Below are 26,400 nucleotides of genomic sequence, written 5' to 3'. Positions count from 1 at the left end.
GTCTCCACGGGCCTGAGCCGCTACGACTACGTGGACATCCAGGCCAAGACGGCGCGCCAGATCGCGGAAGAGCCTGTCGATGTGGCGGTCATCCTGTTCGGCACCAACGATGCCCAGGGCATCAGTATGGATGGCGAGATTCACGCGTTCGGCACAGAGGGCTGGAAGGCCGCCTATGCCAGGCGGGTCGACGACCTTGTGGCCATGCTGAAGGGCCAGGGCATCGCCGTCTATTGGGTCGGCCTGCCCAAGATGAAGCGGGCAGGGTTCGATGCGAAGATGGCCCTGATCAACGGGGTCGTCTCGGCGCGGATGGCGGCGCTGGGCGTGCCCTATATCGAGACCGAAAGCCTGACCGAGAATGCGGACGGCGACTATGACGCCTATCTGGCCGAGACGGGCACGGGTCGGCGGCGGCTGATGCGGGCCAATGACGGAATCCACATGTCGATGGCGGGCTATCTGCGGCTCGCCGAGCCGGTCGCCGCGCGGCTCAAGCGAGATGCGGGGCTAGGTTCGCCTGTGGCGGCGACCGCGCCCGCCGCCGGGGCGTGATCCGGACCGCGCTGATCGCTGCCGGTGCGCTGGTCGTCGCCGGCGCAGGACAGGCGCAGGAACGTCCCTATATGGCCCTGCCGTCGCCGGTCAGCGCGACCTGTGCCAACGGCCTGTGCCAACCCCGGGCGCTGGCGAATTTCTTCGCGGCCCTCGATCGGCCGGGGCGACCGGTGCGGATCGTCCAGTTCGGCGACAGTCATACGGCGGGCGGCGACATCCTGTCCTCGCTGATGTGGCGGTTGCGCGGGCGGTTCGAGGGGCGGGACATCCTCCTGAACGCCCACGGTATCGTCGGGGCGACGCTGAACGCCATGGCCGCGATCGAGCCGCTTCTGGGCCCGCAGGACGGGACGCCGGACCTGGTCGTGATCGCCTATGGTACCAACGAGGGGTTCGACGAGCTGCTGGACCCGGCCGTCTACGAGGCCCTGCTGCGCGGGCAGATCGACCGGGTCAGGCGGGCCGCACCCGGCGCGTCGATCCTGATCCTGGGTGCGCCGGAGGCCATGCGCGGCGACGGGGGCGGGACGTGCCCCGGCGACATCGAGCAACGCTGGAAGGCCCCGGCCATGCTGTCGATGGTTCGGGACGTGCAACACAGGGTGGCCGCGTCGACGGGCGTCGCGTTCTGGGACTGGAAGGGCCGTATGGGGGGAGACTGTTCGGCCTTTGCCCTGACGCAGGGGGAGGCGCCCTTGATGCGCGGCGACCGCGTGCATTTCACGGGGCCCGGCGGCGACTGGATCGGCGCTCTGCTGTTCGCCGACCTGATGACCGCGCACGACCGGCGGGGGTTCTGAGGTGCTGTTCCCGACGCTGGCCTTCGGCGTGTTCTTCCTGTTCGTCTATTTCACCGCCTGGTCGCTGGATCGCGAGAACGGGCGGCGAAAGCTGTTCCTGCTGCTGGCCAGCTGGTTCTTCTACGCGCAGTGGGACTGGCGGTTCGTCGCCCTGCTGATCGCCTCGGCGATCCTGAACTGGGGCGTGGCGGCGCTGATCGCGCGGTCTGACGAGGCCGGGCGGCGAAAATGGCTGGTCGGGCTGGGTGTCGCCTGCAACCTGCTGATCCTGGGCTTCTTCAAATACTACGGCTTCTTCGTCGAACAGGCGGGCGACCTGCTGACCCGGTTCGGGTGGGAGCGGGACCTGCCGCTGCTGCAGATCGTTCTGCCGGTCGGGATTTCCTTCTTCACCTTTCAGGGCATCAGCTACGTCGTAGACGTGCATCGCGGGAAGACGCCGGTGGCGAAGTCGCTGCTCGACGTCATGCTGCTGATGAGCTTCTTCCCGCATCTTGTCGCCGGGCCGATCGTGCGGGCGTCGGACCTGTTGCCCCAGTTCGACCGGGCTCCGAGGCTGACGCGGGAGATGGCGACGCACGGGCTGCTGCTGATCTGCTGGGGGATGTTCAAGAAGACGGTGATCGCTTCAGAGCTGTCGGTACGGCTGGTCGATCCGGTGTTCTTCGACCCGGCCGCCTACGGGACCCTGGACCTGATGGCGGCGGTCTATGGATACGCGGTCCAGATCTATTGCGACTTCTCGGCCTATTCGGACATGGCGATCGGGATCGCGGCGCTGCTCGGCTATTCCTTCCCCCGCAACTTCGACCAGCCGTATCGGGCCAGTTCGATGCAGGACTTCTGGCGACGCTGGCACATCAGCCTGTCGAGCTGGCTCCGGGACTATCTCTATGTGCCGCTGGGGGGCGGCAAGAAGGGGCTGGTCCGGTCGTGCCTGAACGTCTTCATCACCATGCTGCTGGGCGGGCTCTGGCACGGGGCGGCGTGGACGTTCGTGGCGTGGGGCGCGCTGCATGGCGGGGTGCAGGTGGTCGAACGGCTGGGACGGGCGGTGATCGGAGAGGGCAGGGGACCGCCGACCTGGCTGGGGGTGCTGGTAACCTTCCATATCGTCTGCCTGGGCTGGATCCTGTTCCGGGCCGAGACCTTCCCGATGGCGATGGAGGTGCTGACGGGCCTCAGCCGGTTCGAGGCGGCGACCCTGGTGACGCCCTTCCTGCTGACGCTGATCGTCGGCGGCCTGGCCATGCACTGGCTGCCGCCGCGTGCAGCCGAGGGGATCGCGACCTGGCTGAAGCCGGCGCCGTCCCTGACGATGGGGCTGCTGGTCGGCGCGGCCATCCTGCTGGTCGAGGCCGTGCGCCCGGACGGCGTGGCTCCCTTCATCTATTTCCAGTTCTGAGGGCGACGAGATGAGCGACCGTCCCGACGATCCCGAAATCCCGCTGGCTCCGTTCCCGACGGAGATCCGGGCGAACCCGTTCCCTCCGCTGGAGGGGGACGCGGTCGAACCCTATCTGGACGATCCTGTCGAGGATGTCGGCCTGGACTCTTCCGGCGATCCTCCCGTTCCTGTTTCAGGGGGCGACTGGATCGAGACGGCCGACGCGCATGACCTGCCGACCGCGCCGGAACCGCTCAATCCGCTACTGGCCCTGGGCCGGTTCGCCTTCCCGCCGGGAGAGCCGCCGGATGAGGAAGGGGTCGCCGCGCGCGACCGTCGCTGGACCAGCCGCACCATCGTGCTGGCGACCGTCTTCCTGCTGATTTTCAACGCGGTGTCGATCCAGAACTGGTCGCGTCAACAGGCTCCGGGCTGGGTGACCACCACGGTCCGCCGGTTGGCCGACGTCTGGGCCGAACAGATCACGCAACTCGGCGCGGACCAGCCGAGACAGACCGTGAGGGACGGCTATGAGACGGCGCGAGATGCCGAGTGGGCGGGCCGGCGCGCGGCCTAGAGGAAGCCCAGGCCTCGCGTGACCATATTGCCGAGATTCGGGAAGATTGAGTCCAGGTTCGCTTCCGAAACGCCAAGCCAGCGGCCCATGGTGGCGGCGTACTGATCCACCGAAGTGGTCGGAACGAGGTAGCTCCGGCTCATGTCGGGGTTCCGGAAGGTTCCGAGGTCCACGCCGAGCGTGGGATACTGGCCGTAGATGTCGCCGCCGCGCACCGCGCCGCCCATGACCAGATGATGGCCACCCCAGGCATGGTCGGTGCCGTCGCCGTTGGTGGTAAAGGTCCGCGAGAAGTCCGAAGCCGTGAAGGTGGTGACGGCGTTGCGCATGTTGACGCCGCCCAGATTGCCCAGGGCGCTATCGAAATAGCTGAGGGCGTGGGCGACCTTGGACAGGTTGTTGGCCTGGGCCGTGTTCTGGAAGTCGTGGGTGTCCCAGCCACCGAGGCTGACGAAGAAGACCTGGCGGCGCAGCCCCAGGGTCGGAGCGGCCGCGATCATTCGCGCTACGGTCTGAAGCTGGACGGCGAGACTGTTGGTCTCGGTCGCGCCGGTGATGGGGTTGCGGTAGGCGGGCGCGGTCGCGACCCCCGTGACCGCCGATGACGCGAAGGCGGTGTTCAGCGAGTTCGCCGCCCCGATCGACCGGCCAGTGGTGGTCGCATAGTCGGCGGCGAACAAACTGGCCGAGGACGTGTCGGTGACCAATTCGCGGACACGGGCGGGCGCGATCGTCGAACCGAACAGGGCGCCGCTGGCCTGACCGTTGATGACGACCGCCGGCTGGGCCCCCGTGCTCATCTGGTACTGGACGACGGACTGGCCCGACAGGAACACCGCGTTGCCTGAGGTCGAGACGGCGGTGAAGAGGGAACTGGTCCCGTTCATGCCGTTCAGCAGGTCGCCGAACCGACCGCCCCAACCCACCCTCGCGCCTTCGGTCTGGCCCGCCTGCCAGGTCGATTGCTGGTCGTTGTGCGAGAAAAGGTTGGCGGGAAAGGCGACGGTTCGCGCCTCGTACTGGGCCTTGGTGATCGGACGCACCAGGGTCCCCACATTGGCGACGACGGCGAGACGCCCCGCATCGAAGAGGTCCTTCGCCGGGGCCATAAAGGGATGCAGTCCGAAGGTGCGAACCGAGGCGTTGGTGCCGGCCGGGATCGGCTGGATGGTGCGCGGAATGATCGGCAGAACTCCGCCCCAGGCCTCTGGCGAGTCTGCGGTCGAAACCCGTCCTGTGACCGGATTGGTCGCGCCGACCGGTGTCGGAGGCGTCCCCACGGGCATCAGGGCGATAGGATCGTTGCCGGTGTTCCGCGCGGCGAAGTAGCGACCCCAGCTGTCATTGTCGGTCGCCAGAACCATGTTGTGAGCGTCGTTGCCCCCGAACAGGAAGACGCAGACCAGGGCCTTGTAGTCCGGCGCGCTCTGGCTGACGGCGTTCCCTGCGGCAACGAGCTGCGCCGCGAAGGGCGCGGCGGCGCCCAGCATCGACAGGCCCCCGCCGACGCGGAGAAGCTGGCGGCGGCTGTATTTTCCGTGGGTCATCGCGCCGTCCTCACCGCTGAACCAGATATTCGGGAGACACCATCGTCATGTAGACCGCCAGTCGGGAGCGGTTCAGCAGGGCGGTGTCGATCGTCGCCTGGTTGGAACCCGTGGCGGCCGGGACGGCGATGCTGTTCACACTCTCGACGATCCGCGCGCGCAGGGTCGAGGACATCTGGCCGTACAGAAGCATCCGGCTCATCCGGTCTGTCAGGGCGTTGGCGTCCGCGGCTATGGCGACCTCTCGCGTATAGGCCGAGCGGACGTCGCTGCCGGTCCCGATGCCGGTCCCGATCGCGGTCTGCATGGTGTTGGCGTATCCAGCGACGGTGACTTCGTCGACGATCTGGAACTCCGGCGCCAGCAGGTTCTGGGCGCCGAGCCGGGTGTTGGGCGGGACATAGCCGGGGCGGAAGAAGTTGAAGACCGAAGGAGAGGCGAGCGCCGACTGACCGAGCGATGTGTTGGCGCTGGTGGAGTTCAGCAGATAGTTGCCGCTGACCGAGGTCGCTCCGAAGGCCCGCATCCAGTTGGTCATGCGAATGACCGGCTCGCGAACCTTGCCGAAGGTGGCGCTGGAGGTCGAGTTGATGTCCCGCGCCTCCGCGTCGAGCAGAATGGTCCGCACCACGACGGCCAGATCGCCCCGTACGCCCGAGCCGTTGTTGATGAAGGCGGTCGAGCAGCGGCTGACATAGCCCGCCGACGGATTGGAGGTCACCAGCCGCTGGATCAGTTGTTTGCAGATGAAGGGCGGGACATTGACGTTGTTGAAGATGGTGTCGAGCGCGGTCTTCAGTTCCGCCACGCCGTCGGTCGAGCCGGCGGGAAGGGTCACCCCGAGGAAGGTCTTGGCCGAGGTCGAGTGAAACTGGGGGTACAGGATCATCGAGCGGACGTAGGAGTCGTTGTTGCGTCCGCCGCCGACGAAGGTCGAGTTCGTCGGCGTGGCGGCGTACCAGCTGAAGCCGGTGAATACGCGGGCCAGGTTCGAAATGTCGGCGGGTGTGTAGGTCGGGATGGCGGCGCCGTTGGCGTCGCGGCGGACGGTGCCGTCGACGTTCAGCTCCTGAACCCCGATGGACATCAATTGCATGACCTCGCGGGCGTAGTTCTCGTCCGGAGTCCGACCCGTGGCGGGGTCCTCCTTCTGGTTCGCCAGGTGGGTCAGGTAGATGCCCATCATGGGATGCAGCGACACCTGCTCGAGCAGGGTGCGGTAGTTGCCGAAGGCGTTGGCGCCCAGCATGTCGTAGTAGGACGCCGCGCCCCGGACATCGATGTTCGCGTCCGTCAGCGAGATGACGAAGATTTCGGACAGGGCGAGTTTCACCCGCTCCCGCAACTGGGCCTGGCCGGTCGCGGAATAGAGCCAGAAGCTTTCGTAGAACTGGTTGGGGCCGAGCGTCGCCGCCGGATTGGTCAGACGCAACTGCGCCAGCCGATTGTCCGTATAGGCCAGGTGGGACGAGGATTGGAGGGCCAGCTGAGCGTTGATCCAACCGGCATAGCCGAGCGATTTGACCGAATCGATCTCGGCATCGGTCGGGCCGAAAGTGGCCTGGGTCAGAAGCTTGGCCGCGTCGGCGTCGCTGATGACTGGCGCAGGTGTCGGGGGTGGAGTGGTTCCGCCGTCGCTTCCACCGCCTCCGCCTCCGCCGCAGGACGTCAGGCCGATGACCAGGGCGACAGGCAGCGCCCAGGCGCGAAGTCGGCTGAAATGGATGGTCTTCCGCACGCTTGTCCCCCGACTAACGCTGGTTCCTGTGCATGACGTTAGAACCGTTGCGTTGTTGAAGGGAAGAGATTCCGTAGGGAACGGAGTGTTTTCGTCTTCACCGTCTTTCCCCGTCGCCGTAGAGAAGACAGCGCCTTTGGGCAGGGGAGTGTTGTGTATGCTGATGCGTGCCGTGTTGAGCGCCGTTGTCGCGCTGTCCGTGCCCAATACGGGATGGGCCCAGACGGCCGCGCAGCCGGCGCCCGAGATCACGCCGGCCGCCGTGCCTGCGGCGGAGGCCGAGGCCGAGACGCCGAAGTGGGACGTTCAGACCCCGCCTGGACCCGCGCGCGACGCGGCCATCGATGTCACCGAAGGCACCTGGATGGCGCTGGACGTCAGCCCGGACGGTCGGGAGATCGTCTTCGACATGCTGGGCGACATCTATGTGATGCCGATCGGCGGCGGCGAGGCCCGGGCTATCGCGTCCGGCGTCGCCTGGGACATGCAGCCGAAATACTCGCCCGACGGGACGAAGATCGCTTTCACCTCCGACCGCGACGGCGGCGACAACATCTGGGTCATGGACCGCGACGGGTCGAACCCGACACAGGTGTCGGACGAGAGCTTTCGCCTTCTGAACTCGCCCGACTGGTCGCCGGACGGTGAGTTCATCGTGGCGAGGAAACATTTCACCTCGGCCCGGTCACTCGGGGCCGGCGAGATGTGGATGTATCACCGCTCGGGCGGCGGCGGGGTTCAGCTGACCGAACGGCGGACGCAGCAGAAGGACTCGGGCGAGCCGGCCTTCTCGCCCGATGGCCGCTATCTGTATTTCTCGGACGACAACACGCCGGGCGAGACCTTCCAGTATTCCAAGGACGTCAACACCGAAATCTATGTGATCCAGCGACTGGATCGCGAGACGGGCGAGGTCGAGGAGTTTCTCGGCGGGCCCGGCGGCTCGATCCGGCCGACGCCATCGCCGGACGGCAAGTCCCTGGCCTTCATCCGGCGCGTTCGCTACCAGTCGACCCTGTTCGTGATGGACATCGAGAGCGGGCGCGAGACGGCGATCTACTCCGGTCTCGACCGCGACATGCAGGAGACCTGGGCCGTCCACGGCGTCTATCCGGCCATGAGCTGGACGCCGGACAACTCCGCCATCGTCTTCTGGGCCGGCGGCCAGGTCCGTCGCATCGACGTGGCCTCGCGCGAGGTCGCGGACATCCCGTTCCGCGTCGCCGACAGCCGTCGTATCCAGGAGACCGTGCGCTTCCCCGTCGAGGTCGCGCCCGACACCTTCGATGTGAAGATGATCCGCTGGGCGCGCACGTCACCGGACGGCTCGCGGGTCGTCTATGAGGCGCTGGGCAATCTGTGGATCAGGGATCTGCCCAACGGTACGCCACGTCGCCTGACGCGCCAGTCGGACCATTTCGAACTCTATCCCAACTGGTCGCGGGACGGCCGGTCGATCGTCTACACGACGTGGGACGACGAGGACCTGGGGACCGTGCGGGTGATCCCGGCGGCCGGCGGCGAGGGACGGGTCGTGACGACCAACCCGGGCCACTATATCGAGCCGACCTTCTCTCCGGACGGACGGACCATCGTCTATCGCAAGGTGGCGGACGGGACCCTGACCTCGGGCCTTTGGAGCCGCGAGCCGGGCATCTACCGCGTTCCGACGGCGGGCGGCGAGGCGACCTTCGTCACCGACGACGGCTCGGCGCCCCAGTTCGGAGCCTCGGACGACCGCATCTATTTCACTGGCCGGGTCGAGCGGAACTCCGCGCTGAAGTCGGTCGACCTGAACGGCCACGACGAACGGGTTCACCTGACCTCGGAATGGGCGGCCGACTATGTGCTGTCTCCGGACGAGCACTGGATCGCCTGGACCGAGCGGTTCAACGCCTTCGTGGCGCCGTTCGCGCAGACGGGGCGGCCGGTGACCCTCTCGGCCGACGGCAAGGCCCTGCCGCAGACGCGGTTCACGCGCGACGCCGGCGACTGGCTGACCTGGTCGGGTGACTCGAGCCGCCTGAGCTGGTCGCTCGGGCCGCAGCTGTTCAGCCGCGACCTGAACCAGGGCTTCGCCTTCGTCCAGGGCGCGCCGGCCGAACTGCCCAAACCGCCGGAGACGGGGATCAATCTCGGCTTCCAGCAGGCCGCGGACCGGCCCGAAGGCCGCCTCGCCCTGACCGGCGCGCGGATCGTCACCATGAACGGCGACCGCGTCATCGAGGACGGGGTCATCGTCACCAACGGCAACCGCATCGAGGCCATCGGCGCGCGCGGCGAGGTCACGGTTCCGGCCGGCGCCGTCATCGTGGACGTGGCCGGCAAGACCATCATCCCCGGCATCGTCGACGCCCACTGGCACGGCTCCATGGGGGCCGACGAGATCATTCCGCAGCAGAGCTGGGTGAACTATGCGGCGCTCGCCTTCGGTGTGACCACGATCCACGACCCGTCGAACGACACCTCGGAGATCTTCGCCCACTCCGAGCTGGCCCGCGCCGGTCGGGTGGTCGGGCCGCGAATCTTCTCGACAGGGACGATCCTGTACGGCGCGAACACCAACTTCACGGCGGTGGTCAACAATCTGGAAGACGCCCTGTCGACCCTGCGGCGGATGCAGGCCGTCGGGGCCTGGAGCGTCAAGAGTTACAACCAGCCGCGCCGCGACCAGCGCCAGCAGATCATCGAGGCCGCGCGCCAGCTGGGCATGAACGTCGTGCCGGAGGGCGGCTCTCTGTATCAGCACAACATGACGATGATCGTGGACGGACACACCACCATCGAGCACTCGATCCCGCTGGCCCGGATGTACGACGACGTTCACGACCTGTGGCGTCAGTCGGACACGGCCTACAACCCGACCCTGGTGGTATCCTACGGCGGCTCATCCGGTGAGAACTACTGGTATCAGGAGAGCGAGGTCTGGAACCATCCGATCCTGACCCAGTATGTCCCGCGCCGTCTGCTGGACGCGCGCGCGCGGCGGCCGGTGACCCAGCCCGCCAACGAGTGGAACCACATCCAGATCGCGGAACAGGCCAAGGCTCTGAGCGACCTCGGCGTCGTCGTCGAGATCGGCGCTCACGGCCAGCGAGAGGGGCTGGGCGCCCACTGGGAGATGTGGATGCTGGCCCAGGGCGGGATGACTCCGTTGGAGGCGTTGCGGGCCGGGACGCTGAACGGCGCCCTGGCGTTGGGTCTGGATCGCGCCGTCGGCTCGCTGGAGGTCGGCAAGCTGGCCGATCTGGTGGTGCTGGACTCCAATCCGCTGGAGAACATCCGCAACACCACCTCGATCCGCTACACCCTGGCCAACGGGCGGCTCTACGACGACCACATGAACGAGATCGGGCTGCGCCAGCGGGCGCGGGCGCCTTTCTGGTTCGAGAACGAGAGCGACCAGGGTTTCGCGGTCGGGGCGGCCGAAACCGAGGGACACGGCCACGACGGAGACTGATGTTCGGCAAGCGTCAGCGTTGCGGCGTTGTGGTTTCAGCACCCTGTCGATAGCCGTCGCTGTGGCGGCATGGCCGCGGCGAGGCGCCGGTCCGCGCAAGCGGAACCGTTGGCGGCGACTGGACTTCTTGTTCTGCTGAGTCAGCGCCGCCGACGGAGACCGCCATGCCTCGTTATTTCTTCCGCCTCCGCGACGGCGAGGTGATCCGGGACGAGGATGGTGAAGATCTGGCCGACAACGACGCAGCGTGCGCGGTCGCGCTCGAGGTGTTCACCGAGACGATTCCATCAAGGCGAGAGACGCTGATGGGCGGCGGCGACTATGAGGTGATGGTGACCAACGCCGACAACGGGCAGGTCTACAGCGTCACCGCGCAGGGTCGGCGGTTCTGATGGTGAGCACGGCGGCGGATCCAAACGACAACAGCCTGTGGGCGGCGATGGCGGCCGAGGACAAGGCGGCGTTGCGCCCGCAACTGATTCTCCGCCACCTGCCGCAGGGCGACGTCGTCACGCGGGCCGGTGAAACGGTGGAGGTTGTCTATCTGCCGGTCACGGCGGACCTGGCCAACGTGATCCGGTTCGAGGACGGGCGCTCAGGCATGGCGACCAATGTGGGCCGTCAGGGGGTGACGGGACTGGCGGCGTTCCTGGCCGACGAACCCTGCGGCTGGGACGTCGAGGTGCAGATCGCCGGCGACGCCTGGGCCCTGCCCGCCGACGCGTTGCGGCACCGCGTGCTGGAGAGTCCGCTGCTGTTGCGGGTTCTGATGCGGCTGACACACAACAACCAGGTCGAGGCGGCGCAGAACGCGGTCTGCAACGCCGTCCACACAGTGACGCCGCGGCTGGCGCGCTGGCTGCTGACCATCAAGGATCGGACCGGGCAGGACGCCTTCAAACTGACCCAGGACGACCTGGCCACCACGATGAGCGTGCGGCGGACGACCGTGAACGCGTCCTGGCAGGAACTGGGCAAGCTCGGCGGCATCAAGGCCTCACGCGGCGTGGTGCGGATCGCCAGCCGCGAGGTGCTCGAGCACGCCGCCTGCGAATGCTACGGCGCGCTGAGAAGGCGGATGGTGTCGATCGACTAGAGGTAGGGAGCCCACATGAAGGCGGCGGTCCCGAAGACGCCCAGCGCCGTATAGGCGGCGGCTGCAACGACCACGACGGCCGCGAGTATCTTCAGGAGGGCGCCCGAACTGCGCTGGGCGACGAAATAGAGTTCCAGCACGGCCAGCGGGATCAGGTAGCTGCCGAAGGTCATCACGCTGTCCACGAGACCGCTCATGTCGGCGGTCAGGCCGGCCGGGCCGCGATTGAGGACAATCCAGCCCATCAGACCGACCCTGAGGAACCACACGCCGCTGACGACCATAAAGGTCCGCATGGCCCACTTCCGGTGCTGTTCGAACCGGCGTGCGACCGCGTGCCGCCAGGCGAGGCCGGCGAAGATCAGGATCAGCACTGCGTTGATGAGGATGGCGACGTTGGAGATCGTGGACAGATAGGTCCCTCTGACCAACGCCAGCCAGACGCCGCTCAGCGCCATGACGATCGCGAGGACCAGAAAGGTACGGCCGGTCCAGCGGTGCAGTCCAGGCCATCGGCGCCGAATGGCGGGGATCAGCTGCATCAGCCCGCCGAGGGTGACCACGGCCGCGAGCAGGACGTGGGCCGCGAAGACGATATTGCCCGTGTCGTCACCGGCGATGTAGCCGTCGATCAGGGGCTTGTCGTTCCAGCCGGCGAAATTTCCCGTCGCGGTTCGCACGCCGTAGTAGGCGACGATGAAGCCGATGAAGGCTGTCTGACCCACGGCGGCGATCAGGAACCAGAGTAGGCCGGCCCAGAGCAGGGCCTTTGCGGCGGGGCCGCGTGAGGGCGAAGAGGAAGCGATAGGCGACATGGATTCTCCCGACGGGTCTCGAATTTGAGGTCGTCGGCAGGGATGCGGGCCGGTCGGGCGCGGGGTCTCGCCGATTTGGAATTCGGCCAGAAGTTCTTGTTTCGGGAGCATGGCCCGGTCATGAAATGGGTCCGGGAGGACGCGATGTCCACGACCACAGGGTCCAGTTCGACCGCCGGCCTGATCGGGCTGGGGCTCCAGCCGCCAAGCCGGCTGCGCGCGTATGCGGTGATCGCGGCGGGATCATTCGTCAGCTACATCCTTTCTCGTCTGCTGGGAGGCGGGGTCGGGACGGCCTTCGAGGCTGTCGGGGTTGGAGCCTGCGGCTGGGCCTGGCTGTTGACACGAGCCCTGTTCGATCCCGCCCCGCGCGACGTCCTGTGGCCGCGCATCGTCGGGCCGCTCGTCGCCGCCAGTGGAGCTATGGCGGTGTTGACGGCTGAGGGCGGCCTGGCGTCTAGGGTGGCCGGCAATGTCTATGCGCTCGGCGGCTCGACGGCGCTGCTCCTGACCTTCGTCGAGCCGTTCAACCGATATCGTCGCGACATGCCGGGCGGTGAGAAGCGGTTCCGGCTCGCCTTCCTCGGCCTCTACGCCGTTCTGGTCGCAGCCTCTGTCCTGGGCCTGTGGGTGTCGAATGGCAGCGAAGCCGACGCGCTGCGGGACGATTGGACCAAGGGCGGCTCGGCCGTCGTCGGCTTGTGCGCGGTGATGGCGGCGGTCTGGTTCCGGCTACGGAATCCGCTGACGGATCCGGTCCCGGTTCGTCGTGCGCCGACGGCCGAGGACGCACGTCTGGCCGAGAGGTTGCTCCGGCTGCTCAGGGACGAGGAGATCGACAGCGATCCGGACCTGAGAATCGGCGACGTCGCGGCGCGCCTGGGCGAGCCGGAATACAGGGTGTCGCAGTGCATCGGCGCGGCGATGGGGTTCCCGAACTTCAATCGGCTGATCAACCATCACAGGATTGAGCGGGCGAAGGCGCGGTTGACCGATGCTGCCGATGACGCCTCCATCCTGCAGATCGCCTTCGATTGCGGCTTCGGATCGATCGGGCCGTTCAACCGGGCATTCCGGGATCAGGTCGGCACGACGCCGCGCGCCTATCGCTCGGCGCGCCGCCAGCCGGTCGGGATCTCTAAGGAGCCGATGGTGGGTGATGTAGGGTTCGAACCTACGACCCGCTGATTAAGAGTCAGCTGCTCTACCAACTGAGCTAATCACCCATACCATCGTCGCACGGTCGTCAGGTACGCCCGGCGGAGGGGCGGAAATAGAGACATCGACCACGGGATGCAAGGGTTTTCCGCCCGGTGTTTCGGTTCGCCGCAGGGCAGTCTAGCATCCCCGCGGAATCGGTCCGGCAAGGGCCATCGGGGGAGTAAGCGAATGGCCTTCTGGAACCGGCGCAAGTCGATCGACGCGATGCACCAGGCATCAGACGGGCCGAGGCTGAAGGCGACCCTGAGCTGGCCCCACCTGTTGGCGCTCGGCGTCGGGGCCATCGTGGGCACCGGCATCCTGACCCTGATCGGGGTGGGCGCCGGGCTGGCGGGGCCGGCGGTGATGATCAGCTTCGGACTGGCCGGACTGGTCTGCGCCTGCGCGGCCCTGGCCTATGCCGAGCTGTCGACCATGATGCCTCAGGCGGGCAGCGCCTACGCCTACTCCTATGCGGTGCTGGGCGAGTTGATCGCCTGGATCGTGGGGTGGAGCCTCATTCTCGAATACTCACTGGTCGTCTCGGCCGTGGCCGTGGGCTGGTCGGGGTATGCCGTCGGCTTCCTGACCGGGCTCGGGATCGACCTGCCGACGGCCCTGACGGTCGGGCCGCATGTGGCGGGCGGGGTCGTCAATCTGCCGGCCGTGGCGATCATCGGCCTGGTCACTGGCCTGCTGCTGCTGGGCACCCGCGAGAGCGCGACGCTGAACGCCGTGCTGGTGGTCATCAAGGTCCTGGCGCTGATCGTCTTCGTGGCCATCGCACTGCCCGCCTTCGACGCGGCCAACTTCACCCCCTTCATGCCCAACGGCTTCGGAGCCCCGACCATGCCGTTCGCGGAGCTGATCACCGGCCAGCCCGTGGTCCAGACCGGGGTCATGGCGGCGGCGGCGATCATCTTCTTCGCCTTCTACGGCTTCGACGCCATCTCGACGGCGGCGGAGGAGACGAAGAAGCCCGAACGTGATCTGGCCATCGGCATCGTCGGGTCGATGCTGATCTGCACGGTTCTGTACCTCGTGGTGGCGGCCGCAGCGATCGGTGCGCGGCCGGTGGCCAGCTTCGCCGAGAGCCCGGAACCTCTGGCCCTGATCCTGAGGGAGATGGGGCAGGGGACGGCGGCCCAGTGGATCGCGGCCAGCGCCGTGATCGCCCTGCCGACCGTGCTGCTGGCCTTCCTGTTCGGCCAGAGCCGCATCTTCCTGGGGATGGCGCGCGACGGCCTGCTGCCGACGTCGCTGGCGAAGATTTCCAGCCGCGGCGTGCCCGCGGTGGTGACGGTCTTCACCGCCATCGTGGTGGCGGCGCTGGCCGGCGTCATGCGGCTGGACGAGCTTGCCTCGCTGGCCAATGCGGGGACGCTTGCGGCGTTCGCGGCGGTGGGCGTCAGCCTGATCATCCTGCGCCTGCGCGATCCGAACCGGGTGCGGATGTTCAAGGCGCCGCTGTGGTGGCTGGTCGGGGCGATCACCATCGTCGGCTGCGTCGTCTTCTTCTTCAGCCTGCAGACCCGGACCCAGCTGTATTTCCTGTACTGGAACCTCGGCGGACTGGTCGTCTACTTCCTCTGGTCGTCGCGGAACGCCCGTCTAGCGAAGAACCCGGATCAGGCCGCCTGATGTCCCGCCGCGACCTGTCGGGCGCCGTCGACTTTTCGGTCCTGGACCGGACGACGGGCGGCGACGACGAGGTCGCGGAGGAGATCCTGGGCCTGTTCGTGCAGCAGGCGGGGATGTGGTCGCCGATGCTGGATGCGCGCCAGGAGGGCTGGCGCGACGCCGTGCACACGATCCGGGGCGCGGCGGCGGGAATCGGGGCAGGTGTCCTGGCCGAGGTCTGCGCGGAGGCCGAGGCGGCTGAAAAGGATGTTGCCCCGGCCAAGCTGGATCATGTCAGGAACGCCCTGGGCCAGGCCCTGGCCGATGTGGCGGCCTGGCGGCACGAGCTGATGCTGAGGTCGCTGAAGGGCTAGCGCCGCGTGCGGTCGTAGACGCCGAACTCGTGGGCGATGCAGCGGTCGATGAGCAGACGCCAGACCGGCTCGGCGATGTCGCGGGACAGGTGATGGGCGTCGGCGCTGGTCAGCACTTTCGACACGACGTCCTCGATGCGGGCGTCGTCGTGGACGGCGTCGCGATCCGGCTTGATGCGGGCGGCGGCGTCCATGTAGCGCTGGCGCTCGGCGAGCAGGGCGACGAGGGCGCGGTCGAGCGCGTCGACGCCCTGGCGGACCTCGGACATCGACTGGCAGGCTGCGGGATCCACCCGCGCATCCACGGCCACGATCTGCGGGTGGTGTTCAGCCGACAAAAGCGCGCTCCAGAACATAGTCGCCGGGCTCTGCGTTGGAGCCCTCCTTCATGCCGAAACCGTCGAGCAGAGCGGCGGTCTCCTTGATCATGGCCATGGAGCCGCACAGCATCACGCGGTCGCGGTCGGGCGAGAAACCCTCCGGCAGGCCGAGGTCGCGGAAGATCGCGCCCGATGAGATGCGGTCGGTGATCCGGCCGGGGGTGTCGAACGTTTCCCGGGTCACGGTCGGGTAGTAGGTCAGCTGGGCCTTCGCCTCGTCGCCGATCAGGGGATCCTCATGGATGCCCGTGGTCAGGAAGTCGCGATAGGACAGGTCGGCGACGTTGCGCACCGTGTGGCAGACGATGACGCGGCCGAAGCGGCTATAGGTGTCGGGGTCGCGGGCGACGCTGAGCCAGGGGGCCAGGCCGGTGCCGGTCCCTATCAGCCACAGCGTTTGCCCGCCGGTCAGGGCGTCCAGCACCAGGGTGCCGGTCGGCTTCTTGCCCATCAGCACGGTGTCGCCGGGCTGGATCTTGACCAGTCGCGAGGTCAGGGGGCCGTCGGGCACGGCGATGGACAGGAACTCCAGTTGCTCGTCCCAGGCGGGGCTGGCGATCGAATAGGCGCGCAGGACGGGCTTGCCCCCGTCAGCGCCCGGCAGGCCGATCATGACGAACTCGCCGGAGCGGAAGCGGAAATCCTCGGGCCGGGCGACGCGGAAGCTGAACAGCTGGTCGGTCCAGTGATGGACCCAGACGACCTCAAGCTCGTGGAAGGCGGAGGGCTTCGGCGGCGGCGGGGAGAGGGCGGCGTCGGTCATTGCGGGTCTTCTAGGCGGACGGGCCGCCGGGCGAAAGGTCGTCGGGGTCGCGGGGCGGACCGCCTCCGGAAATTGGAGTCCGGATAGTCCGTTGAGTCTGATGCGCCAGACTCCGGAAATTGGAGTCCAGATAGTCCGTTGAGTCTGGTTCGTCGCATCGAACATCGTGCGATCGGGCCTATCAGGCGAGCACGCCAAGATAGGTCGCAGCCGTCCAGATGGAAGGGGATGACGCGGCCCATTTCTGCGACTAGCGTCCGTCCCCATGCGCACAGTTCTTCTTGCTTCCGTCTTCGCCCTGACGGCCGGTTCGGCCTTCGCTCAATCAACGACTTCGGCCAACCCCGCCGTGCTGACGCCCGAGCGGGTGTTCGCCAACCCCAGCCTGAACGGCCCGGTCGCCCAGGGGGTCAGCCTGTCGCCGGACGGCGATCTGGTGGCCTTCCTGAGGGCGCGCGAGGACGATGTCTCGGTGCTCGACCTGTGGGCGGCGCCGACCGGAGCGGGCGAACCGTTCAAGCTGATCGACGCCCGGGCCCTGGTCCCCGACGCCGGCGAACTGTCGGAGGCCGAGAAGGCGCGGCGCGAGCGGATGCGGATCAGCCAGCGCGGGGTGGTCGAATATTCGTGGGACGAACAGGGTCGCTACATCCTGGCCCCGCTGGAAGGCGACATCTTCCTGGCCAGCCGGGAGGGGGGCGAAATCCGCCGCCTGACCGAGACCGAGGCCGACGAGGTCGACGCCAAGGTCAGTCCGGAAGGCAACTACGTCTCCTTCGTGCGCGATCAGGATCTGGTCGTGATGAACCTTTCCTCCGGCGCCGAGCAGGCGATTACCACGGACGGCGAGGGCCTGATCACCTGGGCGACAGCGGAGTTCATCGCCCAGGAGGAGATGGATCGCGATACCGGCTACTGGTGGAGCCCGAACGAGAAATTCATCGCCCTGCAGCGGACCGACGAATCGACCGTCGACATCGTCCCGCGTCTGGACATCACCGGCGGCGGCGCCAGCGTGATCGAGCAGCGCTATCCGCGCGCCGGTCGGCCGAATGCGGTGGTCGAACTGTATGTGCAGGACGTGGCCGCCAACCGGCGGGTCAAGGTCGATCTGGGGACCAACACCGACATCTATCTGGCGCGCGTGAACTGGTCGAAGGACGGCGGGACCCTGTACGTGCAGCGTCAGTCACGGGACCAGAAGACGCTGGACCTGCTGGCCGTCGATCCGGCGACCGGCGCGTCACGGGTGATCGCGACCCAGACCTCGAACGCCTGGGTGCCGTTGAGCCACGACTTCAAGCCTCTCGAGGACGGGACGTTCATCTGGTCCTCGCAGGAGAGCGGCTGGAAACACCTGTACCTGTATGGTCCCGACGGGCGTCAGATCCGGGCGATCACGCACGGCGACTATCCGGTCAAGAGCCTGAACGGCGTGAACACCGAGACGGGGGACGTCTATTTCACCGCCTCGATGCGCGACGGCGAGGAGTATCCGATCGAGCAGCAGCTGTTCCGCGCCAGCCTGAACCGCACCGTCGAACCCGTGGCGGTGACGCCGCAGGGCGGATGGTGGTCGGCCAGCGTGAACCGGACCGGCACCGCCTATGTCGGCAACTACACCGACCTGACCACGCCGATGCGGTCGGGCCTGTATCAGGCGGACGGGACCTTCGTGCGCTGGATCGAGGAGAACGCCCTCGACGCCGATCACCCGTTCGCCCCCTATGTCTCGCGCCGCCCGGCGACAGAGTTCGGCACGCTGGAGAGCCACGGCGAGACCCTGGTCTGGCAGATGTCGAAGCCGGTCGATTTCGATCCGTCGAAAACCTATCCGGTGGTGATGGAAGTCTATGGCGGGCCGTCGGGCGGCGGCGTGCGTCGAGGCTGGCAGAAGTCGACCACTCAACTGTTGACCGAGGCTGGGTATATCGTCTTCCGCCTCGACAATCGCGGCGAGGGCGACCGGTCGGCGGCCTTCAAGGAAGCCCTGTATCTGAAGATGGGCCAACCTGAGATAGAGGATCAGGTTCGGGGGGCCGAGTACCTGAGATCGTTGCCTTATGTCGACGACGCGCGGATCGCCATGATGGGTTGGTCCTATGGCGGGTTCATGAGCCTGATGGCGCTGACCGAGCCCGAAATGGGGCTGGCCTCGGCCATCGCGGGGGCGCCGCCGACGGAGTGGAGCCTGTACGACACCCACTATACCGAACGGTTCATGTCGACGCCGGAAGCCAACGCCGAAGGCTATGCGGCGTCGGACGCCATCCCGCGCCTGGACAATCTGACGGGCCGGCTTCTGCTGATGCACGGCATGGCGGACGACAACGTCATTCTCGAGAACTCGACGCGGGTCATCGACGCGCTTCAGGTCAAATCCATTCCGTTCGAACTGATGCTCTATCCCGGGCAGCGGCACGGCGTTCGGGGCAACGAAAGGCAGCTGCAACAATGGCGAACCTATCTCGACTTCCTCGATCGCACGATCGGCTCGCGGGCGCCGTCGGCGGACTGATCCTTTCGGCGCTGGCGGCGCCGGCGTTCAGTCAGGATCTTGGGCCGATGCTGGCGGCGCAAGCGGCGGCGTCGGACGTGGAGTGCGGCGCGCTCGCGGCGACGCGGGGTGCGGGTCCTGTCCAATCCGCCGCGGTGGTCCAACTCGCCAAATGCTACTCCGACGCGGCCAACTTCCACGCGGTCATCCGTTGGACTCCGCTGCCGGACGTCGCGGCGTTCGAGGCGCGCGGAGGGGACGGCCTGTCCATCCTCCTGAAGGACAACATCGAGACGGCCGACATGCCGACGACGGCGGGCTCTCTGGCGTTGGCGAACAACGCGCCGGGACGCGACGCGCCGCTGGTCACGCGGCTGCGCGAGGCGGGCTTCCTGATCCTCGGCAAGGCCAACCTCTCGGAGTGGGCCAACATCCGTTCGAACCGGTCGATCAGCGGCTGGAGCGCGGTCGGCGGTCTGACGCCCAATCCCTATGACAACACGCGGACATCCTGCGGATCGTCGTCGGGCAGCGCGGTCGCGGTCGCCGTCGGACTGGCGCCCGTCGCCATCGGGACGGAGACCAACGGCTCCATCGTCTGCCCGGCCTCGGTCAACGGGGTGGTCGGGTTCAAGCCGACGGTGGGGCTGGTCAGCCGCACCCATATCGTGCCGATCAGCCATTCGCAGGACACGGCCGGGCCGATCGCCACGACGGTGCACGACGCGGCCCTGGTGATGAACGCCATCGCCGGGTCGGACCCGCTCGACGCAGCGACGGCCGAGGCGGATGCGCGAAAGGTCGACTATGTCGCCGCGCTGGATGCGGACTCCCTGCGTGGCGCGCGGATCGGCGTGCTGCGGTTCATGGCGAACAATTTCTCGGACGACACGAAGGCGGCGTTCGAACGGTCGCTTCAGGCCATGCGCGACGCCGGCGCCGAACTGGTCGAGATCACCGAGGGGCCGGACATGCGGGCGATCGGCGGGGCGCAGCTGACGGTGCTGCTGACCGAGCTGAAGGTCGACCTGAACGCCTATCTGGCCTCGACCGATCCGGAGCAGGTGACCACGCGGACCCTGGCGGATGTCATCGCCTTCAACGCCGCCGAGCCGCGCGAGACCGTGCTGTTCGGACAGGAGCTGTTCGAACGGGCCGAGGCGACCGGCGGGCTGGAAGACCCGGCCTATGTGACCGCTCGGGAGACCTCGCTGAGGCTGTCGGGCGTCGAGGGGATCGACAGGATGATGGCGGAGAACCGGGTCGTCGCTCTGGTGTCGCCGACCACCTCGCGCGCCTGGACCAACGACCGGGAGGATGACGACGACGGCCAGGGGTCGGCCAGCACGCTCGCCGCCGTCGCCGGCTATCCGCACCTGACCGTGCCCATGGGGATGGATCGCGGCATGCCCGTCGGCATCAGCTTCATGGCCGGAGCCTGGCAGGACGCGACCGTGCTGTCGCTGGGGTATGCGTTCGAGCAGAAGACGATGGCGCGGGTGGCGCCGCCGACGGCGAACTGATTGATCAAGATCGACAAGGTTGGCGAAACTCGGGGGAGACGCACAATGAACGTTCGTGACGCACAGCAGGATCTTCGAAGCGCCTACGTGGGGGGCGGGCCGGGGGTGATCGTTTCCGGCCTGGTCTGGTTGGCTGCGGGCCTCGTCGAACAGACGCAGGGCATTCAAACCGCCTTCATCGTCCTGTTCCTCGGTGGAATGCTGATATTCCCGCTCACGACCCTGGTGGTGAAGTTCGGCTTCAAGCGAGCGAAGGCGACGGCGGGGAATCCTCTCGGTGCGACGGTCATGGAATCCACTGTGGCCATGATCGGCGGGCTGGTCGTCGCCTGGCTGTTCCTGCCATACCAGCCCGAATGGGTGTTCCCTGCCGCGGCCATCGCCGTCGGGACCCACTATGCCGTGTTCAAGACCGTGTATGGCGATCCGATCTTCTGGCTGCTGGCCGGGCTGATCACGGCTGTGGGCTTCCTCGGCATCTTCGCCGATCTGCCGCTCCCCGGCGGCCCGATCCTCGCGGTGGCGGCGATCGAGATCGTTTTCGGTCTGCTGCTGACCCTTCGCGGCGTAGGGGCGCCGATGCGCGGTTCCGTGACCGAGCAACAACAGGGCGGATCTGTCGGCGATCCGAACTAGGAACTCGACCCCAGGCGGCGCAGTTTGTCCGGCATGGAAAAGCTGTTCATCCGTTTCGCCACCCTGACCGCCAAGATCGCGGGCAAGCCGTGGACCTTCATCGCCTGTCTGGGGATCGTCGCGGTCTGGGCCGTGACCGGGCCGATCTTCGGGTTCAGCGAGACCTGGCAGTTGATGATCAACACCGGCACGACCATCATCACCTTCCTGATGGTGTTCCTGATCCAGAACACCCAGAACCGCGACGGCGCGGCGATGCAGGCCAAGCTGGACGAGCTGGTCTATGCGGTGACGAAGGCCGACGCCCGGTTCATCGGCATCGAGCACCTGACCGAGCGGGAGCTCGACAAGATTCTGGAGGAGGTCGAGAAGCGCGGGCTGGAAGTCCATGCGGGCAAGCCTGCGCGCGCCATCAAGGGCAAGCCAGCAGTTCGCGCCGAAGACGTGGAGGCGCTCCAGCCCAAGGCGGCGACGCCGGCCGCCGAACGCAAACCTACCGCCAGATCACGCGCCAGGGCCAAGGCGTGAGCGACCTGATCGCCAACGTCTTCGGCACGGCGGCGGCGGCCTGTTCGATCGCCAGTTTCGCACCGCAGATGATCAAGATCTGGAAGTCGCGCGACGCCTCGTCGGTGTCGCTGAGAACCTATGCCCTGACCGTGACCTGTTTCGTGCTGTGGGTGGTCTATGGCGTGCTGAGCGCAGCCTGGCCGATCATCATCGCCAACGCGGCGGCGCTGGTGATGGCGAGCGGGGTTCTGGCGATGAAGTGGCGGTTCCGGGACGGGGATCCGGAGAAGGGCTAGGTCGCAAGACTGTTCAGCCAGTCTTCCAGATTGGTGTAGCCGTCGCCGTCGCGATCCGCCGCGCCGTCAGGGGTCGACGGATCGAGACCTCGGGCGGCCTCCCACTGATCGGGCATTCCGTCAGCGTCCGTGTCGGTCCAGGGCGTTCCCGGCGCGAGGTCGGGCCAGCCCCCGACGTCGGTCTGGGAGTTGATGATCCGGCCCGTGCCGTCGAGGACCCCGGCGACGATGCGGGTGTCCACGGCGTCCCGGGCGCGCGAGGCGCCGGCCCTGGCCAGCACCGACGCGTAAGCCTGATCCGCCGTTTCGGTCGCGCCCATGGCCCAGTCGGGGAGGGCGGTCAGGCGATAGCCGGGCGCGTCGTCGCCGGTGACGGGCGCGTAAGGGTCGGCGGGAACAACCCCGTCGACGCTGTTGCCCTCGAACCAGGCATGGGCCGCCGAGGATTCCTCCTCGAAGATCAGGGCGCCGGTCGAATCCGGGCCGCGTTTGTAGGCGTTGCCGGCGAAGACATAGGTCGAGATCGTCGCCGGATCCTTGTCGGCGTTGTAGCCGGCGTGACCCTGGCCCCAGTCGTAGAAGACGTTGTTGGTGAACTCGAAGCGCGGGCCGACCGGGTCGATGTCGGGCGTCAGATAGTTTCCGGGCCGCGGCATTCTGGCGCGGTGGGCCGCCCACAGATTGTGGTGGAAGGTGAAGCGGGCCCCGCGATTGCCGCGCACCAGCGAGCCATAGCCGTGGTCGCCCTTGGAGTGGGCCGACAGGTTCAGGCTCTCGGCGATGATCGACCACTGGACGGTGACGGCGTCGATGACCCGGTCGCGGCTGCCGATCGACAGGGTCTCGTCCACCGACCAGGAGGCGGAGACGTGGTCGAGGATGATGCGCTGGCCCCGGTCGATGGTGACCGCGTCTGTCTCCACCCCGTCTTCGTCGCCGAGGCGCGAGCGGATGTAGCGGATCACCACATCGTCCGCGGAGATCAGCAGGGGCTGGCCGCGCAGGGTGATTCCGCCACCCGGCGCCGTCTGTCCGGCGATGGTGAGGCGCGGCTCGCGGATGCGCAGAGGGGTGGCCAGCCGGATGGTTCCGCCGATGTCGAAGACGACGGTCCGGGGCCCGTCCGCCTCGACCGCGGCGCGCAGGCTGCCGGGGCCCGAATCGTTCAGGTTGGTGACGCGAAGCACGGCTCCGCCGCGCCCTCCGAGGGCGACGCGACCGGCGCCGAGCGCGCCCGGAAAGGCGACAATTTCCGTCGCGTCAGCCTGACCGGGCGCGGCGGCGGTTGCGCATCCGGCGGCTGTGGCGAGAATGCCAGCCGCCACGCCTGCCTGAACGAGACGGGTTGCAAGATCGGTCTTCATCGGGTTAGGTTCGCCATTGATACCGGTGTCAGGTCGCTTTTCGGCCGTGAATGATACCGGTGTCAATCGGTCACGGGGAAGGCTCCGGACCGGGAATAACAGATCGGCGACAAGCCGGCGTCATGACATTCCTTGGGAGGAGGCATTATGTATCAGTATCGTCAGGGGCGCCCTTGCGCGCTCCGTAGTGGGCTTGTGGCCGGTGTATCCGGCCTGGCCATCGCGCTGACCCTGGGGGTCGCGAGCGCGTCCGCCCAGACCGCGCCCGCGCAGGATGAAGAGGCGACCCAGGTCGACGAAATCGTCGTCACCGGCTTCCGGGCCTCGCTCGACGCCGCGCTCAGCATCAAGCGTCGCGAAGCGGGCGTCGTCGACGCCATCGTCGCCGAGGACATCGCCGACTTCCCCGATCTGAACCTGGCCGAAGCCGTCCAGCGCATCCCTGGCGTCTCGATCGACCGCGACGCCGGCGAAGGCCGTTCGATCACGGTTCGCGGCCTGTCTTCGGACTTCACCCGCACCCGCATCAACGGCATGGAGGCCCAGGCCACCACGGGCGGCACGGACTCCTCGGGCGGCGCGAACCGCGGCCGCGGCTTCGACTTCAACGTCTTCGCTTCCGAGCTGTTCAACTCGATCACCGTGCGCAAGACGGCCGCCGCCGAGACCGAAGAGGGCTCGCTGGGTGCGACCATCGACCTGCAGGCCACGCGCCCGTTCGACTATGACGGCTTCACCCTCGCGGCCTCGGTGCAGGGCGGCTACAACGATCTGTCGGAAACGACCAACCCGCGCGGCGCGCTGTTGCTGTCCAACACCTGGAACGACGGCATGTTCGGCGCTCTGGTGTCGGTCGCCTATTCCGAGCGCGACCTGTGGGAAGAGGGCTTCAGCTCCGTGCGCTGGGCTCCGGCCGCAGCGCCGGGCTCGACCAACTCCGGCGGCTTCTGCTCGCCGCTGGGTCTCGCGCCCCAGAACCCCGGCAACAGCACCGCTAACGGCACGACGGCGACGACCTGCGCCATCGGCGTCAACCGTCCGGCCGGCACCGCCGAGAACATCGCCGCCTACAACACCGCCAACCAGGCCGGCGTCTTCATTCCGCGCTTGCCGCGCTACGGCCGCCTGACCCACCATCAGGAGCGTCTGGGCGTCACCGGTTCGTTCCAGTTCGCGCCCGATGACGACACCGTCATGAGCCTGGACATCCTCTATTCGAAGCTGGATGCGACCCGTCAGGAAGACTTCCTGGAATCGCTGTCGTTCAGCCGCAACGCGGCCGCCGGCGGCCAGACCCAGATCGCCGTGCGTCAGGCGGCGGTCGAGAACAACGCCCTGGTCTATGGCGTCTTCGACAACGTCGATATCCGGTCCGAGCAGCGTTACGACGAGCTGTCGACCGAGTTCACCCAGGTGAACTTCACCATCGATCGCCAGTTCACCGACACCCTGCGGGGCAAGTTCTACATCGGCCGGGCCCAGTCGGAGTTCGCCAACCCGGTCCAGACGACGGTCACGCTCGATCGCCAGAACGTCCAGGGCTATTCCTTCGACTTCCGCAACAACCCGAACACCCCGGTCCTCAGCTACGGATTCGACGTCGCCAATCCGGCTAACTGGGGCTGGCGGGACGTCAGCCTGGGCACGACCCTGGCCAGCCTGCCGCGGTCGGAGATCCGTCTGCGTCCGAACGGCGTGGACACCACCTTCGAAGCCGTGTCGGGCGACATCGAGTGGGACGCCAACGACTGGCTGACCCTGAAGGCCGGTCTGCACGGCAAGACCTATCTGTCGGACTCCTACGAGTTCCGCCGGACGGACGAGACGGTGGTCCCGGCCCTGCCGGCCGGCACGACGGTCGCCGGCATCACCAACCTGCTGACCGGTTTCGGCGCCGATCTGATCCCCGGCGGCACGGCCTCGTCGTGGGTTCGTCCGAACCTTGACGCCATCGCCAGCCTGTTCAACATCTACTGCAACTGCAACACGGGCGTGGCCGGCGGTGACTTCAGCCTGACCGGCATCACCAACGGCAATGCCCGCGGCGGCAACCGCACGATCGAGGAAAACGACTTCGCCTTCTACGTCCAGGCGGACTTCAACACCGACCTCGGCGGCATGCCGTTCCGCGGCAACATCGGCGTTCGCAAGGCCTATACCGAGTTGATCGCCGAGGGTTACTCCTCGACCGGCGGCGGCACGCGGGTCCGTGGCGAGAACAAGTACGACGACGTCCTGCCGTCAATGAACCTGGCCATCGAGCCGATGGAGGACCTGATCGTCCGCTTCGGCGCCGCCAAGGTCATGGCGCGTCCGCAGATCGGCAACACCCTGGCCGGCACCAACTATCTGGTGCCGACCACCTCGTTGAACGCCACGGGACCGAACTTCACGGCCTCGATCGGCAACGTCGGCCTGGAGCCGTTCCGCGCCAAGACCTACGACTTCACCGTCGAGTGGTATTTCGCGCCGGAAAGCCTGCTGTCCTTCGCCTACTTCTACAAGGACATCGACACCTACATTCAGATCATCCGTCAGGACCTGCCGTACACGGCCCTGACCGGCCTGAACCCGTCGGCGTTCGATCCGAGCCTGTGTACCCTGGCCTGCTCCGGCTCGACCGTCTTCCAGCTGACCTCGGCGGTGAACACCGAGGGCGGCCCGCTGAAGGGCTTCGAGATCAGCTACCAGCAGCCCTTCCGCTTCCTGCCGGGCTTCCTGCAGAACACGGGCGTCCAGCTGAACTACACCCACGTCGAATCCGAGATCGACTACTGCAGCGACGCGCTGTGCACGACCTTCTTGACCAACGACCTGATCAACCTGTCGCCGGAAGCCTACAACGGCACCCTGTACTACGAGGATGAGCGGTTCTCGGCGCGGGTCTCGGCCTCCTACCGCCAGGAATATCTGCAGAACGTCCCGGGCCGGAACGGCAACCCGATCGAGGGCAAGAACGAGACCCTCAACTGGGATGTCTCGTCGTCCTTCAACCTGACGGAGCAGGTCAGCCTGACCTTCGAAGGGCTGAACCTGACGGACGAGGAGAACCACCAGTACGTCGGCGACGGCAACCGGCTGTCGACGTCGGTCTACCACCACACGGGCCGCCAGTTCTATTTCGGCGCGCGGTACCGCTTCTAGGGATCGTTCACTCCTGAACGCGACCTGGGCCGGAGAGGGGAAACCTTCTCCGGCCCTTTTTTGCGTGGCGGGGCCGGAAATCCGCGCGGTCCAAGCGGCGCAGGCTGGGGGCTGA

Annotated in this window: 22 protein-coding genes and 1 tRNA gene; 16 read left to right on the top strand and 7 right to left on the bottom strand. The window is 67.2% G+C overall.

What is annotated here, in order from left to right; genetic code table 11:
- From RMO01_RS10985 to RMO01_RS10970, 4 genes are all read left to right on the top strand, one after another.
- Positions 1-555: DUF459 domain-containing protein (locus tag RMO01_RS10985; RefSeq protein ID WP_309629092.1), on the top strand; the 555-nt coding region annotated here is incomplete at its 5' end.
- Positions 552-1,358: a GDSL-type esterase/lipase family protein gene (locus RMO01_RS10980; RefSeq protein WP_309629091.1), complete on the top strand. Its 807-nt coding sequence runs from the start codon at positions 552-554 to the stop codon at positions 1,356-1,358. The genes RMO01_RS10985 and RMO01_RS10980, both read left to right, overlap by 4 nt.
- 1 nt (position 1,359) lies before the next feature.
- Positions 1,360-2,763, top strand: coding sequence for an MBOAT family protein (locus tag RMO01_RS10975; RefSeq protein WP_309629090.1), 1,404 nt, complete (start codon positions 1,360-1,362; stop codon positions 2,761-2,763).
- Between the two features lie 10 nt (positions 2,764-2,773).
- On the top strand, positions 2,774-3,322 hold the full coding sequence (locus RMO01_RS10970) for a hypothetical protein (RefSeq protein WP_309629089.1): 549 nt from the start codon (positions 2,774-2,776) through the stop codon (positions 3,320-3,322).
- Here RMO01_RS10970 and RMO01_RS10965 read toward each other — a convergent pair.
- Positions 3,319-4,869, bottom strand: coding sequence for a DUF1501 domain-containing protein (locus tag RMO01_RS10965; RefSeq protein ID WP_309629088.1), 1,551 nt, complete (start codon positions 4,867-4,869; stop codon positions 3,319-3,321). The genes RMO01_RS10970 and RMO01_RS10965 overlap by 4 nt on opposite strands.
- A 10-nt stretch (positions 4,870-4,879) precedes the next feature.
- On the bottom strand, positions 4,880-6,607 hold the full coding sequence (locus RMO01_RS10960; RefSeq protein WP_309629087.1) for a DUF1800 domain-containing protein: 1,728 nt from the start codon (positions 6,605-6,607) through the stop codon (positions 4,880-4,882).
- A gap of 157 nt (positions 6,608-6,764) precedes the next feature.
- On the opposite strand from RMO01_RS10960, the gene RMO01_RS10955 reads away from it, so the two are divergent.
- From RMO01_RS10955 to RMO01_RS10945, 3 genes are all read left to right on the top strand, one after another.
- Complete coding sequence (locus tag RMO01_RS10955; protein ID WP_309629086.1) at positions 6,765-10,067, top strand: amidohydrolase family protein; 3,303 nt, start codon at positions 6,765-6,767, stop codon at positions 10,065-10,067.
- Between the two features lie 164 nt (positions 10,068-10,231).
- Positions 10,232-10,459, top strand: a complete 228-nt coding sequence (locus RMO01_RS10950; protein WP_309629085.1) for a DUF6894 family protein — start codon at positions 10,232-10,234, stop codon at positions 10,457-10,459.
- Positions 10,459-11,163: a Crp/Fnr family transcriptional regulator gene (locus tag RMO01_RS10945; RefSeq protein WP_309629084.1), complete on the top strand. Its 705-nt coding sequence runs from the start codon at positions 10,459-10,461 to the stop codon at positions 11,161-11,163. Before RMO01_RS10950 ends, RMO01_RS10945 begins: the two co-directional genes overlap by 1 nt.
- Here the strand turns inward: RMO01_RS10945 and RMO01_RS10940 are convergent.
- Positions 11,160-11,978 carry a DUF2306 domain-containing protein gene (locus tag RMO01_RS10940; RefSeq protein WP_309629083.1) on the bottom strand — a complete coding sequence of 273 codons (819 nt, stop codon included), beginning with the start codon at positions 11,976-11,978 and terminating at the stop codon, positions 11,160-11,162. The two genes, RMO01_RS10945 and RMO01_RS10940, sit on opposite strands and share 4 nt — an antisense overlap.
- A 42-nt stretch (positions 11,979-12,020) precedes the next feature.
- On the opposite strand from RMO01_RS10940, the gene RMO01_RS18115 reads away from it, so the two are divergent.
- Positions 12,021-13,166 (top strand): helix-turn-helix domain-containing protein, encoded by a 1,146-nt coding sequence (locus RMO01_RS18115; protein WP_409013071.1) that lies wholly within the window; start codon positions 12,021-12,023, stop codon positions 13,164-13,166.
- Here the strand turns inward: RMO01_RS18115 and RMO01_RS10935 are convergent.
- Positions 13,129-13,204: transfer RNA gene (locus RMO01_RS10935), tRNA-Lys, on the bottom strand. The two genes, RMO01_RS18115 and RMO01_RS10935, sit on opposite strands and share 38 nt — an antisense overlap.
- Before the next feature lie 163 nt (positions 13,205-13,367).
- Here RMO01_RS10935 and RMO01_RS10930 point away from each other — a divergent pair.
- Positions 13,368-14,819, top strand: a complete 1,452-nt coding sequence (locus RMO01_RS10930; RefSeq protein WP_309629082.1) for an amino acid permease — start codon at positions 13,368-13,370, stop codon at positions 14,817-14,819.
- A complete protein-coding gene (locus tag RMO01_RS10925; protein WP_309629081.1) occupies positions 14,819-15,172 on the top strand; it encodes an Hpt domain-containing protein in 354 nt (117 codons plus the stop codon). The genes RMO01_RS10930 and RMO01_RS10925 overlap by 1 nt, the downstream gene beginning before the upstream one ends.
- On the opposite strand, the gene RMO01_RS10920 is transcribed toward RMO01_RS10925, so the two are convergent.
- The gene (locus RMO01_RS10920; protein WP_309629080.1) at positions 15,169-15,528 is read right to left on the bottom strand and encodes a chorismate mutase; all 360 of its coding nucleotides are present in this window, start codon (positions 15,526-15,528) and stop codon (positions 15,169-15,171) included. The two genes, RMO01_RS10925 and RMO01_RS10920, sit on opposite strands and share 4 nt — an antisense overlap.
- Positions 15,500-16,315 (bottom strand): ferredoxin--NADP reductase, encoded by an 816-nt coding sequence (locus RMO01_RS10915; RefSeq protein WP_309629079.1) that lies wholly within the window; start codon positions 16,313-16,315, stop codon positions 15,500-15,502. The genes RMO01_RS10920 and RMO01_RS10915 overlap by 29 nt, the downstream gene beginning before the upstream one ends.
- Positions 16,316-16,580: 265 nt before the next feature.
- On the opposite strand from RMO01_RS10915, the gene RMO01_RS10910 reads away from it, so the two are divergent.
- From RMO01_RS10910 to RMO01_RS10890, 5 genes are read left to right on the top strand one after another with little or no spacing between them, the layout of a single operon-like run.
- Complete coding sequence (locus RMO01_RS10910; protein WP_309629078.1) at positions 16,581-18,833, top strand: S9 family peptidase; 2,253 nt, start codon at positions 16,581-16,583, stop codon at positions 18,831-18,833.
- A 47-nt stretch (positions 18,834-18,880) separates the two neighbouring features.
- On the top strand, positions 18,881-20,335 hold the full coding sequence (locus tag RMO01_RS10905; RefSeq protein ID WP_309629077.1) for an amidase: 1,455 nt from the start codon (positions 18,881-18,883) through the stop codon (positions 20,333-20,335).
- Between the two features lie 45 nt (positions 20,336-20,380).
- Complete coding sequence (locus RMO01_RS10900; RefSeq protein ID WP_309629076.1) at positions 20,381-20,971, top strand: DUF7010 family protein; 591 nt, start codon at positions 20,381-20,383, stop codon at positions 20,969-20,971.
- Positions 20,972-21,004: 33 nt separating this feature from the next.
- Positions 21,005-21,499 (top strand): low affinity iron permease family protein, encoded by a 495-nt coding sequence (locus RMO01_RS10895; protein ID WP_309629075.1) that lies wholly within the window; start codon positions 21,005-21,007, stop codon positions 21,497-21,499.
- Positions 21,496-21,777: a SemiSWEET transporter gene (locus tag RMO01_RS10890; RefSeq protein ID WP_309629074.1), complete on the top strand. Its 282-nt coding sequence runs from the start codon at positions 21,496-21,498 to the stop codon at positions 21,775-21,777. Before RMO01_RS10895 ends, RMO01_RS10890 begins: the two co-directional genes overlap by 4 nt.
- Here RMO01_RS10890 and RMO01_RS10885 read toward each other — a convergent pair.
- Entirely contained in the window at positions 21,774-23,141 is a 1,368-nt protein-coding gene (locus tag RMO01_RS10885) for a pectate lyase (RefSeq protein WP_309629073.1), read from the bottom strand. The genes RMO01_RS10890 and RMO01_RS10885 overlap by 4 nt on opposite strands.
- 195 nt (positions 23,142-23,336) lie before the next feature.
- On the opposite strand from RMO01_RS10885, the gene RMO01_RS10880 reads away from it, so the two are divergent.
- Positions 23,337-26,285, top strand: coding sequence for a TonB-dependent receptor (locus RMO01_RS10880; RefSeq protein WP_309629072.1), 2,949 nt, complete (start codon positions 23,337-23,339; stop codon positions 26,283-26,285).
- Positions 26,286-26,400 lie beyond the last annotated feature (115 nt).

This window comes from Brevundimonas sp. (assembly GCF_031412435.1).
In the GTDB taxonomy this organism is placed as follows: Bacteria; Pseudomonadota; Alphaproteobacteria; order Caulobacterales; family Caulobacteraceae; genus Brevundimonas.
This window is presented reverse-complemented; position numbering and strand designations above follow the sequence as displayed.